17 protein-coding genes are annotated in these 16,681 nt (G+C 65.9%); 12 read left to right on the forward strand and 5 right to left on the reverse strand.

Going from position 1 to position 16,681, the window contains the following annotated elements; translation table 11 throughout:
* Positions 1-5: 5 nt before the first annotated feature.
* From TSB10P1A_RS19530 to TSB10P1A_RS19545, 4 genes are all read right to left on the reverse strand, one after another.
* Complete coding sequence (locus tag TSB10P1A_RS19530; protein ID WP_186389617.1) at positions 6-2,903, reverse strand: formate dehydrogenase subunit alpha; 2,898 nt, start codon at positions 2,901-2,903, stop codon at positions 6-8.
* Between the two features lie 135 nt (positions 2,904-3,038).
* Positions 3,039-3,230 (reverse strand): twin-arginine translocation signal domain-containing protein, encoded by a 192-nt coding sequence (locus TSB10P1A_RS19535; protein WP_186389618.1) that lies wholly within the window; start codon positions 3,228-3,230, stop codon positions 3,039-3,041.
* Positions 3,231-3,353: 123 nt separating this feature from the next.
* Complete coding sequence (locus tag TSB10P1A_RS19540) at positions 3,354-4,028, reverse strand: molecular chaperone (RefSeq protein WP_208987155.1); 675 nt, start codon at positions 4,026-4,028, stop codon at positions 3,354-3,356.
* A 481-nt stretch (positions 4,029-4,509) separates the two neighbouring features.
* A complete protein-coding gene (locus TSB10P1A_RS19545; protein WP_186389619.1) occupies positions 4,510-5,691 on the reverse strand; it encodes an Mrp/NBP35 family ATP-binding protein in 1,182 nt (393 codons plus the stop codon).
* Between the two features lie 260 nt (positions 5,692-5,951).
* Between TSB10P1A_RS19545 and TSB10P1A_RS19550 the strand changes: the two genes are divergently transcribed.
* The 10 genes from TSB10P1A_RS19550 (at position 5,952) to TSB10P1A_RS19595 (ending at position 14,336) form a co-directional block, all read left to right on the forward strand.
* Entirely contained in the window at positions 5,952-6,398 is a 447-nt protein-coding gene (locus TSB10P1A_RS19550) for a BLUF domain-containing protein (RefSeq protein WP_186389620.1), read from the forward strand.
* A 133-nt stretch (positions 6,399-6,531) separates the two neighbouring features.
* A complete protein-coding gene (locus tag TSB10P1A_RS19555) occupies positions 6,532-6,990 on the forward strand; it encodes a BLUF domain-containing protein (protein WP_186389621.1) in 459 nt (152 codons plus the stop codon).
* A gap of 240 nt (positions 6,991-7,230) precedes the next feature.
* The gene (gene fdhD, locus TSB10P1A_RS19560) at positions 7,231-8,052 is read left to right on the forward strand and encodes a formate dehydrogenase accessory sulfurtransferase FdhD (RefSeq protein ID WP_244293191.1); all 822 of its coding nucleotides are present in this window, start codon (positions 7,231-7,233) and stop codon (positions 8,050-8,052) included.
* Positions 8,049-8,675 (forward strand): molybdenum cofactor guanylyltransferase MobA, encoded by a 627-nt coding sequence (gene mobA, locus TSB10P1A_RS19565; RefSeq protein ID WP_186389623.1) that lies wholly within the window; start codon positions 8,049-8,051, stop codon positions 8,673-8,675. Before fdhD ends, mobA begins: the two co-directional genes overlap by 4 nt.
* A 5-nt stretch (positions 8,676-8,680) precedes the next feature.
* Positions 8,681-9,223 (forward strand): molybdopterin-guanine dinucleotide biosynthesis protein B, encoded by a 543-nt coding sequence (mobB, locus tag TSB10P1A_RS19570; RefSeq protein ID WP_186389624.1) that lies wholly within the window; start codon positions 8,681-8,683, stop codon positions 9,221-9,223.
* Entirely contained in the window at positions 9,198-10,487 is a 1,290-nt protein-coding gene (gene glp, locus TSB10P1A_RS19575; protein ID WP_186389625.1) for a gephyrin-like molybdotransferase Glp, read from the forward strand. Before mobB ends, glp begins: the two co-directional genes overlap by 26 nt.
* A 205-nt stretch (positions 10,488-10,692) precedes the next feature.
* On the forward strand, positions 10,693-11,469 hold the full coding sequence (locus tag TSB10P1A_RS19580; RefSeq protein WP_186389626.1) for an ABC transporter substrate-binding protein: 777 nt from the start codon (positions 10,693-10,695) through the stop codon (positions 11,467-11,469).
* A gap of 64 nt (positions 11,470-11,533) precedes the next feature.
* Entirely contained in the window at positions 11,534-12,247 is a 714-nt protein-coding gene (locus TSB10P1A_RS19585) for an ABC transporter permease (protein ID WP_186389627.1), read from the forward strand.
* Entirely contained in the window at positions 12,244-13,080 is an 837-nt protein-coding gene (locus TSB10P1A_RS19590; protein WP_186389628.1) for an ABC transporter permease, read from the forward strand. Before TSB10P1A_RS19585 ends, TSB10P1A_RS19590 begins: the two co-directional genes overlap by 4 nt.
* 92 nt (positions 13,081-13,172) lie before the next feature.
* Entirely contained in the window at positions 13,173-14,336 is a 1,164-nt protein-coding gene (locus TSB10P1A_RS19595) for a PLP-dependent aspartate aminotransferase family protein (RefSeq protein WP_208987156.1), read from the forward strand.
* On the opposite strand, the gene TSB10P1A_RS19600 is transcribed toward TSB10P1A_RS19595, so the two are convergent.
* On the reverse strand, positions 14,333-15,208 hold the full coding sequence (locus TSB10P1A_RS19600) for a LysR family transcriptional regulator (protein ID WP_208987157.1): 876 nt from the start codon (positions 15,206-15,208) through the stop codon (positions 14,333-14,335). The two genes, TSB10P1A_RS19595 and TSB10P1A_RS19600, sit on opposite strands and share 4 nt — an antisense overlap.
* Before the next feature lie 115 nt (positions 15,209-15,323).
* On the opposite strand from TSB10P1A_RS19600, the gene TSB10P1A_RS19605 reads away from it, so the two are divergent.
* Together TSB10P1A_RS19605 and TSB10P1A_RS19610 are read left to right on the forward strand one after the other, a co-directional pair.
* On the forward strand, positions 15,324-15,467 hold the full coding sequence (locus TSB10P1A_RS19605) for a hypothetical protein (protein WP_186389630.1): 144 nt from the start codon (positions 15,324-15,326) through the stop codon (positions 15,465-15,467).
* 129 nt (positions 15,468-15,596) lie between these two features.
* Positions 15,597-16,481 carry an NAD(P)-dependent oxidoreductase gene (locus TSB10P1A_RS19610; RefSeq protein ID WP_186389631.1) on the forward strand — a complete coding sequence of 295 codons (885 nt, stop codon included), beginning with the start codon at positions 15,597-15,599 and terminating at the stop codon, positions 16,479-16,481.
* Positions 16,482-16,681: the final 200 nt, after the last annotated feature.

A 16,681-nucleotide genomic window follows, 5' to 3' on the forward strand; every position in this document is an offset into this window, starting at 1 on the left:
CCCCCTTACGCCACACGCTCGATGCGACACAGCGTGGCCTTGGTTTCCTGCATCTGGGTGACGCTGTCGTAGCCATAGGTTTGTGCAGTGTTGGTTGCCTCGCCCAGCACGTAGGGGTCGGACCCGACCGGATACTTGCTCCGGAGATCCTCGCCCTGGTAGTGGCCGCCGAAGTGGAACGGCATGAAGGCGACGCCGACGCCGACGCGCTCGGTCACCATCGCCATCACCTTGACCTTGCCGCCCTCCGGGCCGTGCACCCACACCATTTCCCTGTCGCGAATGCCCAGATCGTTGGCATCGCGCGGATTGATCTCGACGAACATGTCCTGCTGCAACTCGGCCAGCCACCGGTTGGAGCGGGTCTCGTCGCCGCCGCCCTCGTATTCCACCAGGCGTCCCGACGTCAGGATGATCGGGAAGTCCTGGGAATAGTCGTTCTCCTGGATCGACTTGTAGCGCGTTGGTACGCGCCAGAAGGTCTTGTCCTCGTAGGTCGCGTACTTGTCGAGCAGGTCGCGGCGATTGGTGTAGAGCGGTTCGCGGTGCAGCGGCACCGGATCCGGGAAGGTCCACACCACGGTGCGGGCCTTTGCATTGCCATAGGGGGCACAGCCGTGCTTGATCGCCACGCGCTGGATGCCGCCGGACAGGTCGATCTTCCAGTTGGCATTCTCGCCGCCGGCGGCCTCAATTTCGGCCCGCTCCTCGTCGGTCAGGTCGACATCCCAGCCAAGCTTCTGCAGCATGGCCATGGTGAACTCGGGATAGCCGTCCTCGATCTCCGAGCCAACCGGCCAGGACCCTTCCGCGAGCAGGTTGTCGCCGTTCCTCTCGACGCCGAAGCGGGCACGGAAGCCCATGCCGCCCTCCGCCACCGGAATGGACGTGTCATAAAGGACGGCCGAACCCGGATGCTTCATCTCCGGCGTACCCCAGCACGGCCATGGCAAGCCGTAATAATCGCCGTCGGCCGGACCGCCATTGGCGCGCAGCGTCGTGCGGTCGAACGTATGCTGGTTGGCCATGTGCAGCTTCAACCGCTCCGGCGACTGGCCGGTATAGCCGATGGTCCACATGCCGCGATTGTATTCGCGCGTCAGGTCCTCGATGAGCGGCTCCTCACCGTTCACTTCGATGTTCTTGAACATTCCTTCCGCGAAGCCGAACTTTTTCGCCAGCAGATAGGCGATGGTGTGATCGGTCTTGGATTCGAACAGCGGCTCCATCACCTTCTCGCGCCATTGCAGCGAGCGGTTCGACGCCGTCACCGACCCGTAGGTCTCGAACTGGGTGGTCGCAGGCAGCAGATAGACACCGTCCTTGCGATCGCTCAGCACCGCCGACATGGTCGGGAACGGGTCGATGATCACCAGCAGGTCGAGCTTCTCCATTGCCCGCTTCATGTCGGGCAGGCGGGTCTGCGAGTTCGGAGCGTGGCCCCAGAACACCATCGCCCGCGTGTTGTCCGGCTGGACCAGATTGTCCTTGTCCTCCAACACGCCGTCTATCCAGCGCGACACCGGGATGCCGGTCTCGAACATCATCGGGCGGTCCTTGCCGTCGGCGCCCTTCATGGTGGCGAAACGGCCCGCCAGATAGTCGTAATCGACATCCCACACCCGCGCCCAGTGACGCCAGGCCCCCTCGGCAAGACCGTAGTATCCGGGAAGGGAGTCGGCGACGACGCCGAAGTCCGTCGCGCCCTGGACGTTGTCATGGCCACGGAAGATGTTGGCGCCGCCACCCGACATGCCGATATTGCCGAGCGCTAATTGCAAGGCACAATAGGCACGCGTGTTGTTGTTGCCGTTGGTATGCTGGGTTCCGCCCATGCACCAGACCAGCGTACCGGGACGGTTGTTGGCAAGCGTACGGGCAACGCGGCGCAACTGCGAACCGGGAACGCCCGTGACGCGCTCCGTTTCCTCGGGTGTCCACTTGGCCACCTCGGCGCGAATCTGATCCATGCCCCAGACGCGCTGGCGGATGTACTCCTTGTCCTCCCAGCCATTCTGGAAGATGTGCCAGAGAATCCCCCAGACGAGGGCCACGTCCGTGCCCGGACGGAAGCGGACATATTCGCTCGCGTGAGCCGCCGTGCGGGTAAACCGCGGATCACAGACGATCAGCGGCGCAGCGTTCTCCTCCTTGGCCTTGAGGATGTGCAGCAGGGAAACGGGATGCGCCTCGGCGGGATTGCTGCCGATCAGGAGCATCGCCTTGGACTTGTGCATGTCGTTGTAGGAGTTTGTCATCGCGCCGTAGCCCCAGGTGTTGGCAACACCTGCGACTGTGGTCGAGTGACAGATCCGCGCCTGGTGATCAACGTTGTTCGTGCCCCAGAACGCGGCGAACTTGCGCACCAGATAGGCCTGCTCGTTGTTGTGCTTGGCCGAGCCGAGCCAGTAGACGCTGTCGGGTCCGCTTTCGTCGCGGATCTTCAGCATCTGGTCGCCGATCTCGTCGATCGCCTGTTCCCAGGAGATCCGCTCCCACTTTCCGTTGACCAGCTTGGTGGGGTACTTGAGCCGCCGCTCGCCATGGGCGTGTTCGCGCACGGCCGCGCCCTTGGCGCAGTGCGAGCCGAGATTGAACGGGCTGTCGAAGCCCGGTTCCTGACCGGTCCAAACGCCGTCCTGAACCTCCGCCAACACCGTGCAGCCGACCGAGCAATGGGTGCAGATGGACTTCTTGATATCGACCCGTGCCCTGGTCGGCCCGGCCGCCTCCGCCTTGCGCACCATGGTGCCGGTCAGGGCTCCGGCGGCGGCCAGCCCGCCCGCGGCGAGGCCCGATCGACGCAGGAACATGCGGCGGTCCATCGCACTCGCACCGATTGCCTCGATGGCGGAAGCCAGGCTGGACCGACGTGCCGTCCCGCTCGTCTTCTTCCTCAGCATCACGTTTCTCCCTCGGTTGCGCAGCCTCGCGCCAAGGCGATGTCTGCTGCGCCTGGGCCCTGACGCGGGTGGCGCGGGTCCTTGTTTGCACCTGCGGCGACTGCGGCTTCAGTCTGCCTCACGGCTCTTTCGAGCTCAGAACCGCGCCGTGTCGTAGAAGGTCTTCACATGCTCGGTTTCCCGATAGCCGCTGCCGGCGGTCTTGGCCGCCTCTTCGGCCCCGGCCTCGCCCGTCACGAGCGTGGCCGTTCCGGCCACCGCGCCAAGTCCGGCCAGTTTCAGAAAACTCCGGCGATCCGCCTCGATCGCTGTATCCTTGCGTCTCATGGCACCCTCTTGGTCCAGTCTTGCCCAGTCTCGCCTCGTTTAGTTTAGTCTCGTCCAGTCATCTGTCTTGAGCGGCGCTCTGTGGCCGCCGCCGGTTCGCCCGGCGATTCCCGGGCACGATCCTCAGCCCGCCTTGCGGCGCTCTCCAAACAGCCTGTCGGCCTCGATCTCCAGGGCGATGAACGCCTGCCCCAGCCGCCCGAGCGCCGGGTAGAGGTCTCCGATGGCGGTCGTCGCCAGATCCTTGAAGAAATACGGCGCCCAGGTCGCCAGATGCGTGCGGAAGAAGCTGCTTTCCGCATCCTGATCGACGCCGAAGCTGCCATCGATGAGCCCGGCCATCACGGCGCACAGCGCGGCGATGTGGTCTTCCGGCTCGTGCACATCGGGATCGCGCTCGATCCCGAGGCGGCGCATGTCCTGCCGCAGCAATGCCAGCGGCTTCTCATTTAGAAAACCGGTCAGGTAATAGGATGCATAGGGGACGAGTTCGCCTCGCCCGACGCCGATGAAGAGGTCGTGGTAATCGCGCCTTAGCACCAACGGGTCAGCTTGAGACGCCGAGCGGGAGAGATCCGCCAGGCAGGCCCCGATGTCGCCCTCCAGCCGCGGCAGGCCGGCCACCGCGTTCAACCAGCCACAATCGACAGGGCCCTCGAGGCCGCTCGCCAGTATGCCGTAGAGAATGGCCCGCTCCCGATCCTCGGCAACGATGCTCATCCTTCCGTCGACGTTGCTGCTGTCCGTCGCTACGGTACTCGCCTCGACGGCAGTCCCGGCACCCGGTCTGCTGGTCATCCAATGGCTCTCCCTCTATTGCAGAGTGTCATTTTGACCGGGCAGGTGCAAACGCTTTCGATTTTGCAACGCGCATGCCTTTCTCATGTATTTCATGAGGTTGACGGAATTTTTCGGGACAAAAAGACGTAAAATGACACAAAATACACCGCCGTCGACGGCCATGCGGTTGTGCTCTGCACAAACGGCTTCCGGAGATTTGGCGTCCGACCTGAAAAGAGCGTCGGCGAGTCCGGTTCCGGAAAAGGCGAATCCGCCGCGAGCACGCAAAAGGCCTCGCGGATCGACCGCGAGGCCCTCGCAAGACCACATCACAGGCGAAGCCGGCCCGGGTTCAGTCCGACCTGCGCATCTTCAGCAGGCTCTGAATCATGTCAGAAGCCGCAGGAAAAACCAGATCAGCAGATGATCTGCGGATCCCTGAACCTGCCGCTTGAGCGCGGGCCCGTCCGCGAAACGGGCCACATCTGTCAAATCCGCTTCACTGGCTCTCGATGACGATGCGCGGTGCGGCGCGCTGCCCGTCCTCGCGATTGCGCTCGATCTCGGCCCAGACCTTCGCCGCGATCTCGCGATAGATCGCGGCATGGGCCCCCTCCGGATCGGTCACCGTCACCGGCGTTCCCGCGTCGGAGTTGATGCGGATGGCCATGTCGAGCGGCACCTCGCCGAGGAACGGAACGCCCAGCTTCTCGGCCTCGGCGCGCGCGCCGCCATGGCCGAAGATGTCATGTCGTCCGCCGCAGTCGGGGCACAGGAAATAGCTCATGTTCTCGACGATGCCGAGCAGCGGCACGTCGACCCGACGGAACATGTTGAGCCCCTTGCGCGCGTCGATCAGCGCCAGATCCTGCGGCGTCGACACGATCACCGCGCCGGCCAGCGGCACGTTCTGGGCCATGGTCAGTTGCGCATCGCCCGTGCCCGGCGGCATGTCGACCACCAGCACGTCGAGTTCGCCCCAGGCCACCTCGCGCAACATCTGGGTGATGGCCGAGATCACCATCGGCCCACGCCAGATCATCGGGGTCTCCTCGTCCACCAGGAAGCCCATCGACATCACCTTGATGCCGTAGCCTTCCAGCGGCTTGAGGATGCGGCCCGACACCGGTTCCGGCCGGCCGGAAACACGAAAGAGCCGCGGGATCGACGGGCCGTAGATGTCCGCGTCGAGCACGCCGACCTTGAGCCCGTTCGCCTGCAACGCCAGGGCCAGGTTGCAGGTCGTCGTCGATTTGCCGACGCCGCCCTTGCCGGAGGCCACCGCGATGATCGCCTTCACGCCCGGCACACCCGGCTTTGCCCCCTGCTCAGGCGCTGCAGGCGCCGCACGGCGCTGCATCGGCGGCGGCACGTTGCCGGCGTCGCGGGCGGCCGGCGCGGGTCTCACGGCTGGTGCGCTCCCCCCCGCGCCGGGCCGCCGTTCGGACGTGAGCGCGGCCAGCACCTTTTCCACGCCCGCCAGCTTGCCGACCACCTTTTCGGCGGCCTGGCGCATGGGCTCCAGTTCCTCGGCGCGCTCCGCCGGGACGGTGATCGAGAAGATCACCCGCCCCTCGGAGATGAAAATATCCGAGACAAGGCCAAGCGACACGATGTCCCCCTCGAGATCCGGCCCCTTGACCTTGGAGAGCTCGGCAAGGACCTCTTCGCGCGTTGGCATTGCATCCCTCTTTTTCTTCCAGAACATCATGACTTCCGTGCCCGTTCACATGGGCGGAACGTAAGGCTGCGCCCGCAAAGGTCAATTGCTTTCCCGCCGCAGCCGCCCGGCGTGCCCGCCCAACCGGCTGTTCCCTTGCGAAATCGCCGTTTTCCGCAAGATTTCAAGGTCACGTCAGCGGCTTCTTAACCATTGATGGAGACCTTGCGCGGCAAACTGCTGACATGGCTGGGGTGCCTTGACGTGCAAGGATCGAGAACATGGTACTGAGTGCGATCTGTTATAGGGCCCCTCTTCGCGGCAGCCTGCTCGACGGACTGTCCGGCGCGGACATCGACCGTCTGCTTGACCGTTTCCGCCATCTCAACCGCCTCAATGGCGTCACCGGGGCGATCCTGCTCCATGGCGATCAGGTCGTCGTTTGGCTCGAAGGCGAAGCCTCGGGCCTGACCGACAGCCGGTCCAGCATTGTCGACGATCTGCGTCTTGGCGGAACCGGTCCGCTGTGCAGCGGTCCGCTGGCTGCCCGCCTGTTCCCGCATTGCTGGCTCTGTCTCGCCGACAGCCGGGTCGAGGTTCCCGCAGGAGTTGCCGAACTGGTGGAGCAGCCGGCCCCCGTCTCGCTCGACCAGGCCCGCAAGGCCATGCTTTGCGTCGCCGAACGGCTGGACGGGTGCCGCTACACCCGCGCTGCGATGCTGGTTTGACGGGACCTTCCCCCGCAAGCCGCTTGCTTGCCGGCAAGTTAATGATCACACGCAACAATTCGGAATTCCGCTTACCGAACGCGAAGGGGTTGTCACTAGACTGTCTGGCATGAACGACGCATCGAGGCAGTCCATGACCATCACCCGGCTGAGCTACCGGAGCAGGATCAACTTCAGCGAGATGACACTGTCGCTCGACGAAGAAGTCGACCGCCTGCTCGCGGTCGCCCGCCGCAACAATGCCCGCGACGGAGTGACAGGAGCATTGCTGCTGGCCGGCAACACGTTCTTCCAGATCCTGGAGGGCGACGGCGACGCGGTGGAGAGTACCTATTCACGGATCGTCGACGACGCGCGCCACGGCGGTTGCCTGGTGCTCGACAGGCGCAGAGATACTTCGCGCCTGCTGCCCGACCTGCCGCTGTTCTTCGCAGATGCTCTCGATTCGCATGAGGGCGTTCTGTCGAGCCTCTACATTCCGATCTGCCAGGCGCCGGACCTTGCGAGCTACGACGATCTCGTCTCGGCGATCATCTTCAGCGCGGCCCGGCAAGTGCGCCAAGACAGGCAGCCGCGCGCGCTGTCCGCCTGATCGCATCGGCGCCCTTGCCAGCCTTGCCTCTCCTTCCCTAACCTGTGCGGCAACGCAGCCGCGCCGCAGCAGCGCCCCGCCCGGGCGGTGTTCGGCAGGCGTGGCAGGGAGGATGCCTTGCAAGACCCCCGGAAAGACCCCGAGTCAGATCGCTCGAAAGCCCCCCTTTCGGCGAGGCTCCCCGACTTTGTCGTCCGCCCCGATCCGCAGGACGCGCGCCTGTCCTCGCCCGTCACGGGCGTGGACCAGAACGGCCGCGAGGTCGAGATTCGCGTCGTTAGCGAGCGCGCGTTGACGCTCTATCTCAACGCGCAGGAGATCGTCACGATGATGACGATCGGCGACCGGCCGGATCTGCTGGCGGTCGGCTATCTGCTGAATCAGAACATGCTGCGGCCGGACGACCGCATCACCGGCATCGATCATGACGAGGATCTCGACGTCGTGGTCGTGCGCACCGAGCGCGCGACCGACTACGAGGAGAAGATGAAGAAGAAGGTGCGCACCTCCGGCTGCGCGCAAGGCACCGTCTTCGGCGATGTGATGGAGCGTTTCGACGAGATCTCGCTCGATCCGGCCGCCCGCCTTCGCACCTCCTGGCTCCACGCCCTCACCCGCAAGATCAATACCCAGCCCTCGCTCTACCTGGAAGCCGGGGCGATCCACGGCTGCGTGCTGTGCCAGGAAGACCGGGCGGTCGCCTATATGGAAGACGTCGGACGGCACAATGCCGTCGACAAGATCGCCGGCTGGATGTGGCTCAACCATGTCCCCCCGCAGGACAAGATCTTCTACACGACCGGCCGGCTGACCTCAGAGATGGTCATCAAGACCGCGATGATGGGCATTCCCATCCTCGTCTCCCGCTCCGGCTTCACCGCCTGGGGCGTCGAGCTTGCCCGACGGGTCGGGCTGACGCTGGTCGGCCGGGCGCGCGGCCAGCGCTTCGTCGTGCTGTCGGGGCCTGAGCGGCTCGAGTACGACGCGCTGCCGGAGGCCGGTGACCGCGAGGACCCGCGCCATGCCCGCAAGGGCTCGCGCCGCGAGGACGACGCCGCATGAGCACTGCAGGTCTCGCTGGATGCGTTCTTGCCGGCGGCCTTGCCCGCCGCATGGGTGGCGGCGACAAGCCGCTGCTGCCGCTTGCCGGCGAGACGATGCTCGCCCGCGTCATCGCGCGGCTTCGGCCGCAGGTCGGCCCTCTCGTGCTCAACGCCAATGGTGAGGCCGGGCGCTTCGCCGGCTTCGGCCTTCCGGTCGTCCCGGATCCGGTCGAAGGGTTCGCCGGGCCGCTGGCGGGAGTTCTCGCCGGCCTTCGCTGGGCGCAGGCGCATGCGCCAGAGGCCGAGGGGATCGTCTCCGTTGCAGGCGACACGCCGTTCTTTCCCGAGGACCTTGCCGCCCGGCTCCTCGCCGCGCGCGGGGTGGAGCCGGGCCGCATCGTGCTCGCCCGGTCCGATGGCCACACGCACCCGGTCTTCGGCTACTGGCCGATCTGCGCCGCCGACTCGCTCGAAACCTTCCTGCGCGAAGGAACAACGCGAAAAGTGCTCGCCTTCGTCGACATGCATCCCAATGCCAGCGCCGACTTCACACCGCCGCCAGGCGCGCCCGACCCCTTCTTCAACGTCAACACGCCCGAGGACCTCAAGGCAGCGGAAGACCTTGTGAAGGCGGGCGCATGAGAGACATGCACAAGCCCCCCGTCTTCGGCATCGCCGGATGGAAGAACAGCGGCAAGACGACGATGACCGAAAGGCTGGTTGCCGCGATCACGGCGCGGGGCTTTCGCGTCGCCACCGTCAAGCACGCGCATCATGCCGTCGACATCGACCAGGAGGGCACCGACAGCCATCGCCACCGCGCGGCCGGTGCCGTCGAGACAGCGCTGGTGTCGGGGCGTCGCTGGGCCCTGATGCACGAGTTGCGCGGCGAGGCCGAGCCGTCTCTGGACCAGATCCTTGCGCGCTTGTCGCCCTGCGATCTTGTGCTGGTCGAGGGCTACAAGCGCGCGGCCCTGCCGAAGCTGGAACTGCGCCGCGCTGCCGCTACGCGCGGCGAACCGTTGTCGCCTGGCGATCCGCATGTGGTCGCCATCGCCTCGGACGGCACCGTGGCGGAGACGGCCCTGCCGGTCTACCATCTGGACGATATCGACGGCATCGCCGGCTTCATCCTGAGCATATGCGGTCTTTCCGGGACGCGACATGGCTTCGATCAGACCACTGCTTGACGACTGCTTCCTGCACGACCGCGACCGGCTGCGCCACGGCGAGGCGCTGGCGATCCTGCGCGAGCGGGTCGCGCCCGTCGCCGAGCGCGAGAACGTTGCGCTCGGCGACGCCCATGCCCGCATCCTGGCACAGTCCGTCTCGGCCCCTCAGAACGTGCCGCTTTTCGACAATTCCGCCGTCGACGGCTATGCCTTCCGTCACGCGGACCATGCGGCCGCCACCGATGGACTTCTGCCTCTCTCCGCCCGCATCGCGGCCGGCCACGCACCGGACGCGCCGCTTGCCCCCGGCAGCGTGGCACGCATCTTCACTGGCGCAGTGATGCCGGACGGCGCCGATACGGTCGCCATGCAGGAGGATTGCGAGGCAACGGAACGCGGCGGCCGAACCTTCGTTCGCATTCCCCCCGGCCTCAAGCCGGGCGCCAACCGGCGCAGGGCCGGCGAAGACCTCGCCGCTGGCGATGTCCTGGTGCGATCCGGCGCCCGACTGCGGCCGCAAGACATCGCCGCGATCGCCTCCACCGGCACCGATCGCGTCGAGGTGTTCCGCCGGCTTCGCGTGGCACTGGTCTCCAGCGGCGACGAGTTGCGCCGTCCCGGCGAGCCGCTCCCCATCGGCGGTGTCTACGACAGCAACCATTTTCTCCTCTCCGGACTGGTTGCCGCGAGCGGTGTCGAGATCACCGACCTCGGCATCCTGCCGGACCGCGCCGATGCCGTGCGCGACGCCCTGACGGCGGCCGCCACCGATCACGACGTCATCGTCACCACCGGCGGCGCGTCCCGCGGCGAAGAGGACCATCTGGTCGGCGCCATCGACGCTCTCGGCAGCCGGCACATGTGGCAACTCGCGATCAAGCCGGGGCGACCGATGAATTTCGGCCGCATCGGCACCTGCGTCACCCTCGGCCTGCCGGGCAATCCCGTCGCCGCGATGGTCTGCGGGCTTCTCTACGTCCTGCCCGTCCTGTCGGCGCTTGGCGGCGGCACCTTCTTCGAGCCGGTGCGCTACCAGATCCCGGCTGCGTTCAGCGTGCCGAAGAAGAAACCCGACCGCCGCGAGTTCTATCGCGGCAGTCTCGACCGCGATGCGAGCGGGCGCACGGTTGTGCGCAAGTTCGCCCGCGACGGCTCCGGCCTCATCACCTCCCTGCGCGAGGCCGACGGCCTGATCGAGATCCCCGAGGAGGTCACAGCGGTGACCGAAGGGCAGCCTGTCGATTTCATCAGTTTCGGCGACTATGGCCTCGCTGCACGGTGAAGCCCCCGACAGTCCTTGCCCATTCCCTTACGACACCCTTCCAATACTGGTGACGGTTGCGGGACAATGTTCCTATTCCGCATGACCGATGGGGACAACGCAGCGTAAAGCGGTTGAACTCCGGACAATTTTGGTGGGAGTATGAAATCTGATCCCGCGCCGACAACAAGGACGCGGGCAAAAACAGTACCGCAGGGGATACATGATGCGTTTCATGAAGATCGCGGCTGCCGCCGCTCTCGCGATTGTTACCGTCGGCGCCGCCGAGGCCAAGGACTGGAGCAAGGTGCTGATCGGCACCGAAGGCGCCTATCCTCCCTTCAACAATCTGACCTCCGACGGCCAGCTCGTCGGCTTCGACATCGACATCGCCAAGGCGCTCTGCGCCGAGATGAAGGTGGAATGCGAGTTCGTCGTTCAGGACTGGGACGGGATGATTCCGGCCCTGCAGGCCGGCAAGTTCGACGCTGTGATCGCCTCCATGTCGATCACCGAGGAGCGCCTGCAGAGCGTCGACTTCACCAACAAGTACTACAACACGCCGCCGGCGATTGCCGTCCCGAAGGACAGCGACATCTCGGAAGCCACCAAGGAAGCGCTTGCCGGCAAGCTGCTCGGAGCGCAGTCGTCCACCACCCACTCCAACTATGCCGAGGCCAAGCTCGGCGATGCGCAACTGAAGCTCTATCCGACCCCGGACGAGTACAAGCTCGACATCGCCTCGGGCCGCATCGACGCGGTGATCGACGACGTGGTGGTCCTGTCCGAATGGCTCGGCACCGACGACGGCGCCTGCTGCAAGCTGCTCGGCACCCTGACTCCGGATCCGGTCATTAATGGCGAAGGCGCCGGTATCGCCATTCGCAAGAACGAGCCGGAGCTGAAGGAACTTTTCAACAAGGCCATCGAGGCGATCCGCGCCAATGGCACCTATGAAGAGATCCAGTCGAAGTATTTCGACTTCGATGTCTATGGCGGCTGACGACCGTTGACATACGCGGGGCGGCAGTCTGCTGCCCCCCCGCCAAGACCAGCGGTTCCGGCGCATGACCGACATCCTCACTCTGATATCGTTCGGCCCGGACGGCTGGGGCGATGAGATCGCGCGTGGCGTGCTCGTCACCGTCGCTCTGGCCCTGTCATCGTTGCCGTTCGGCCTCGTTCTCGGTTTCCTGGTCGCGCTTGCCAAGAATTCCGGCGAGCCTTCGCTACGATCCGCCGCCAATATCTACACCACGATCTTCCGTGGCCTGCCCGAACTGCTGACGCTGTTCCTCGTCTATTACGGCGTGCAGATGCTGCTGAACGAGGTCGCGCGGCTCTTCGTTCCCGGCGCCACGGTCAACGTCAACTCCTTCGTCGCCGGAATGGTGGCGCTGTCGCTGGTCTTCTCCTCCTATGCCTCGGAGGCCTTCCTCTCCGCCTTTCGCGGCATCAAGCAGGGGCAATACGAGGGAGGCTATGCACTTGGCCTCAGCCGTCCCCAGACGATGCGCCTCGTCATCCTGCCCCAATTGATCCGCCTCGCCCTGCCCGCGCTCGGCAATCTCTGGCTGATCCTCCTGAAGGAAACCGCGCTCGTCTCGGCCATCGGCCTTGATGACCTGCTGCGATGGGCCGGCATTGCCGCGCGGGTGACCAAGGAGCCGTTCCTGTTCTTCGGCGGGGCCTGCCTCATCTATCTCATGCTGGCGATGATCTCCTCCATCGGCCTGTCGCGGATCGAGACCTGGACCCGCCGCGGGGAGGCATCGCGATGAGCTGGATCAGCCGCGAGACCATCCCGGCCCGCCCGGCCCCGCCGGTTCCTTCACGAGGCTGGAGCGGTACCCGCGTCGCCGGCCACCTGCTCATGGCGCTATGGATCGTCGCCGGCGCCAGCCTGCTCTACTACCTTGCCGAAAACGTGATGTCGGACTTTGTCCGCAACTACTGGGAGAAATATCTCGACGGCATCGTGGTGACCCTGCAACTGGTCGGCCTGTCGATGGTTGCGGGAGCCGCCCTGTCGCTGCTCGTGGCGCTGGCCCGCGCTTCGCGGAACCCGTTTGTCTCGGGCATCGCCTATGCCTATGTCTACTTCTTCCGCGGTACGCCGCTGCTCGCGCAGACCTTCCTGATCTATTACGGCGCCGGCAGCTTCCGCCCCTTCCTCAGCGATGTCGGCCTGTGGTGGTTCTTCCGCGATGCCTGGTATTGCGCGGTCTTCGCCTTCACGCTCAACACCGCCGCCTACCAGGCGGAGATCCTGCGCGGGGCGGTGAGGAACGTCGACAAGGGGCAATGGGAGGCGGCGGCCGCGCTGGGCCTGCGCAAGGGTATCACCTTCTGGAAGGTGATCCTGCCGCAGGCGCTGATCGTGGCGCTGCGCCCCTACGGCAACGAACTGATCCTGATGATCAAGGGATCCGCCATCGTCTCGCTGGTGACGATCTTTGACCTGATGGGCGAGACACGCCGCGCCTATTCCCGGACCTTCGACTTCCAGGCCTATATCTGGGCCGCCGTGCTCTACCTGATCGTGGTGGAGACCTTGCGGCGGATCTGGGACGAGATCGAACTGCGCCTGACCCGCCATCTGCGGCGCAGTTGAGCCCTTCTCATCGGCTGGTGCAACCTGCCCCATTGCGGGAAAGGCGTTGCGCGTTTACCCCTGCCGGACACCTTTCCCACCGGAGTCTTTCCATGGCCGACATGTCCGACCGCCGCCTTTCTCCCGACTCGCTCCTCGCCCATGGCGGCGGCGGCGTCGATCCGGCAACCGGCGCGGTGGTTCCGCCGATCCACACGGCGACGACCTTCGCCCGCGACGCGGACTACCGGCTGACCAGTGCCGCGCATCTTTATTCGCGGGATGACAGCGACCTGCCGCGCCAGATCGAAAGCCTGATGACGCGCCTGGAGAATGGCGCGGACAGCCGCGTCTTCGCCTCCGGCATGGCGGCGGTCGCCGCAGTGCTGCGCAGCGTACGGCCGGGCGGCACCATCGTCGTGCAGGCCGGCATCTACTGGGGCACCACGTCCTGGCTGCGCAAGCACTGCGCCCATGCCGGCATCGCCCTGATCGAGGCGGACGCGAGCGACACCGCCCGGTTCTGCGAAACGCTGCGCGAAACCGGCCCGAATCTCGTCCTGCTCGAAGTGCCGTCGAACCCCTGGCTGACGGTCGCCGACATTGCCCCGATCGCCGAGACGGCGCATGCCCTGAAGGCGGTTCTCGTCGTCGATGCCACCGCCGCAACGCCCCTGCTCATGCGACCGCTCGATCTTGGCGCCGACCTCGTCCTGCATTCGGCGACCAAGGCGCTGAACGGCCATTCCGACGTGCTGGCCGGCATCGTCACCTGCCGCGACGCCGACAGCGACGTCTGGCGCTTCATCCGCGAGGAGCGGCACGATTCCGGTGCGGTGCTCGGCCCCTTCGAGGCCTATCTGCTGCTGCGGGGTTTGCGCACCCTGTCCCTGCGCATGGAGCGGATGTGCGCCAATGCACAGGCCGTCGCCGAGATGCTCGCCGCGCATCCCGCCATCGAAGCCGTGTTCTATCCCGGGCTTGCGGGCCATGCGAGCCATGAGGCCGCGCGCCGGCAGATGACCAAGGGCGGCTATCTGATGTCCTGCCTCGTCAAGGGCGGCGCCGCGGAAGCTCTGGCCGTCGCCGGGCGGCTGACACTGATCAAGCGGGCGACGTCGCTCGGCGGCGTCGAGAGCCTTGTCGAGCATCGCCACACGATCGAAGGGGACGCCACCGGCATCCCGGTCAACCTGCTGCGCCTGTCCATCGGCATCGAGGATGCGGAGGACCTGATCGCGGATCTTTCCTCCGCCCTTGCGCCGCTTGCCCGTTAATCCGACGCGTCCCCCTGCCGATCGCGGTGGCTCCGCAGCCAGGCGATGAAGGCCTTGAGCGGCAGCCGCTGCACCCCGGGCCGCGTGACCAGGTGATAGCCGTTGCCGCGCTCCTGGTCCTCGAACAGGATCCGCAACTGGCCCGAGCGGATCTCCGACTCGATAAAGGCGCGCGCGACCGCGGTCACCCCGTCGCCGCGCCGCAGGCTCTCCAGCATCATGTAGCCCGGCAGATGCAGTTTGATGCCCTTTGCCGGGGCGATGCCCTGCCGCTGCCACCAGTTGGCGCTCTCGTTGGTGCCGAGTTCCTGCAGCCAGGGGTAGTCCCGCAGCCGCGTCAGGTCCGAGAAATCCGTGTCGCCGACGAGCGAGCGTGCCGCCACCACCACGAAACCGGTCAGCAGCAGCGGCTCCGATACGAACCCCCGCCACCGACCATTGCCGAAACGGATGGCGAGATCGACACCGCCCGGTTCCAGATCCACGACCTGAGCGGTTGGGTTCAACATCAACTCGATGTCCGGATGCCGATGGCGGAATTCCGAGATGCGTGGCATCAGCCAGCTCACCGCGAAGGCCGGCGTCATGGTCACCTGCAGCGGGCGGGTGCGGTCCGCGTCGGTCAGTTCCGCGACCGCGCGGTGCATCCGCGAGAAGGCGTCCTCGAGATGCCCGGCGAGAGCGCGTCCTTCCTGTGTCAGGACGATTCCCCGCCCCTGCCGGACCACCAGTTCGGCGCCGAGAAATGCCTCCAGCGCCCGCACCTGCTGGCTGATCGCCGCATGGCTGACATTCAGTGTCCGTCCCGCCCCGGCCAGCGTGCCGGCCTCGGCGACAGCGGCGAAGGCGCGCAGGCCGGCAAGCGAAGGCATTCGGCTCCAATCCATCTGTAAGCCTCACTTACATTCAGACGTTTTTCCTGAGTCGCATGAACGGCCGAAAACCGCAACTCTTTCGGCAACTGATGCCATTGATGGAGAGCGGAACATGATTGACCTGCTTGCACGAACCTACCTGATCGCCCTGCGCGCCGAGGACCGGATCTCGCCTCCCGTTGACGCGCCGCGCCGTATCCGTCGACCCGCGCCCCGCCGCGCCCTGGCGCCGATCCTGTCGCCCGACGGCGAGTGACGGGCAGCCGCAGCGCCTGCGCCCCTCCCCCTGACTCTGACCTCGCGATGCGCTAAACAGGGTCCGACAGCATTTGCACACCGCCTCGTCCGGGGCGGTTCAGCCAGCAAATTCAAGCGGAGGGGCGCAATGGCGAAGGTTGCATTCATCGGTCTCGGTGTCATGGGCTATCCGATGGCCGGATATCTCAGGTCGCGCGGCGGCCATGAGGTCACCGTCTACAACCGCACTGCGGCCAAGGCTGAGAAATGGGCGGCGCAGCATGGCGGCACCCACGCCGCGACCCCTGCTGCGGCAGCGGAGGGGTGCGATTTCATCTTCTCCTGCGTCGGCAACGACGACGACCTGCGTTCGATCACGACCGGCCCTGACGGCGCTTTCCACGGCATGAAGAAGGGCGCGATCTTCGTCGACAACACCACCGCCTCGGCGGAGGTCGCCCGCGAACTCTACGAGGCGGCCAAGGCAAAGGGCTGCAGCTTCCTCGACGCGCCGGTGTCCGGCGGCCAGGCGGGCGCGGAAAACGGCGCGCTGACCGTGATGGTCGGCGGCGATGCCGACACCTACGAGACCGCCCGTCCCGTCATCGAGTGTTTCGCCAAGATGGTCGGGCACATGGGCCCGGCCGGAGCCGGTCAGCTCACCAAGATGGTCAACCAGATCTGCATCGCCGGCCTGGTGCAGGGTCTGTCGGAGGCAATCCACTTCGCCAAGACGGCGGATCTCGACGTCGCCAAGGTGATCGAGGTCATCTCCAAGGGCGCGGCCCAGTCCTGGCAGATGGAAAACCGCTGGCAGACCATGCGTGACGGCACGTTCGAGTTCGGCTTCGCCGTCGACTGGATGCGCAAGGACCTCGGCATCTGCCTGAAGACGGCCAACGAAACGGGCGCCCGCCTGCCGGTCACCGCACTGGTCGATCAGTTCTATGCGGAAGTCCAGGCGATGGGTGGCAACCGCTGGGACACGTCCAGCCTGATCGCCCGCCTCGAAAACGCCGGCAAGGGCAAGTAGCCTTTACGCCCTCTCCGCTCCGTTGGCCGCCAGGCTGCCGGAGCGGGCGGGGTGCACACGTCCCCGCTCTCGTCACCTTGTCACTCTGACGGGAAGGCGGCGCGTAGCGAGAACGGGAGCGCCTGCGGCATGAGCGAGCGAAACAAGAGGCGTGAGTTCGCGGGCCCGGCACAGACGGATGGTCCCGATCCGCATACCCC

The sequence above is a fragment of the Stappia sp. TSB10P1A genome (assembly GCF_900185725.1).
Lineage (GTDB): Bacteria > Pseudomonadota > Alphaproteobacteria > Rhizobiales > Stappiaceae > Stappia.

What these genes read in the sequence shown, in the direction of transcription:
- glp (WP_186389625.1), top strand. Translation starts at nt 9,198, where the DNA reads ATGGCTTCGATCAGACCACTGCTTGACGACTGCTTCCTGCACGACCGC.
- TSB10P1A_RS19590 (WP_186389628.1), top strand. Translation starts at nt 12,244, where the DNA reads ATGAGCTGGATCAGCCGCGAGACCATCCCGGCCCGCCCGGCCCCGCCG.
- mobB (WP_186389624.1), top strand. Translation starts at nt 8,681, where the DNA reads ATGCACAAGCCCCCCGTCTTCGGCATCGCCGGATGGAAGAACAGCGGC.
- TSB10P1A_RS19550 (WP_186389620.1), top strand. Translation starts at nt 5,952, where the DNA reads ATGGTACTGAGTGCGATCTGTTATAGGGCCCCTCTTCGCGGCAGCCTG.
- TSB10P1A_RS19545 (WP_186389619.1), bottom strand. Translation starts at nt 5,691, where the DNA reads ATGCCAACGCGCGAAGAGGTCCTTGCCGAGCTCTCCAAGGTCAAGGGG.
- TSB10P1A_RS19580 (WP_186389626.1), top strand. Translation starts at nt 10,693, where the DNA reads ATGCGTTTCATGAAGATCGCGGCTGCCGCCGCTCTCGCGATTGTTACC.
- TSB10P1A_RS19585 (WP_186389627.1), top strand. Translation starts at nt 11,534, where the DNA reads ATGACCGACATCCTCACTCTGATATCGTTCGGCCCGGACGGCTGGGGC.
- TSB10P1A_RS19540 (WP_208987155.1), bottom strand. Translation starts at nt 4,028, where the DNA reads ATGACCAGCAGACCGGGTGCCGGGACTGCCGTCGAGGCGAGTACCGTA.
- TSB10P1A_RS19605 (WP_186389630.1), top strand. Translation starts at nt 15,324, where the DNA reads ATGATTGACCTGCTTGCACGAACCTACCTGATCGCCCTGCGCGCCGAG.
- TSB10P1A_RS19530 (WP_186389617.1), bottom strand. Translation starts at nt 2,903, where the DNA reads ATGCTGAGGAAGAAGACGAGCGGGACGGCACGTCGGTCCAGCCTGGCT.
- mobA (WP_186389623.1), top strand. Translation starts at nt 8,049, where the DNA reads ATGAGCACTGCAGGTCTCGCTGGATGCGTTCTTGCCGGCGGCCTTGCC.
- TSB10P1A_RS19595 (WP_208987156.1), top strand. Translation starts at nt 13,173, where the DNA reads ATGGCCGACATGTCCGACCGCCGCCTTTCTCCCGACTCGCTCCTCGCC.
- TSB10P1A_RS19555 (WP_186389621.1), top strand. Translation starts at nt 6,532, where the DNA reads ATGACCATCACCCGGCTGAGCTACCGGAGCAGGATCAACTTCAGCGAG.
- TSB10P1A_RS19610 (WP_186389631.1), top strand. Translation starts at nt 15,597, where the DNA reads ATGGCGAAGGTTGCATTCATCGGTCTCGGTGTCATGGGCTATCCGATG.
- TSB10P1A_RS19600 (WP_208987157.1), bottom strand. Translation starts at nt 15,208, where the DNA reads ATGCCTTCGCTTGCCGGCCTGCGCGCCTTCGCCGCTGTCGCCGAGGCC.
- TSB10P1A_RS19535 (WP_186389618.1), bottom strand. Translation starts at nt 3,230, where the DNA reads ATGAGACGCAAGGATACAGCGATCGAGGCGGATCGCCGGAGTTTTCTG.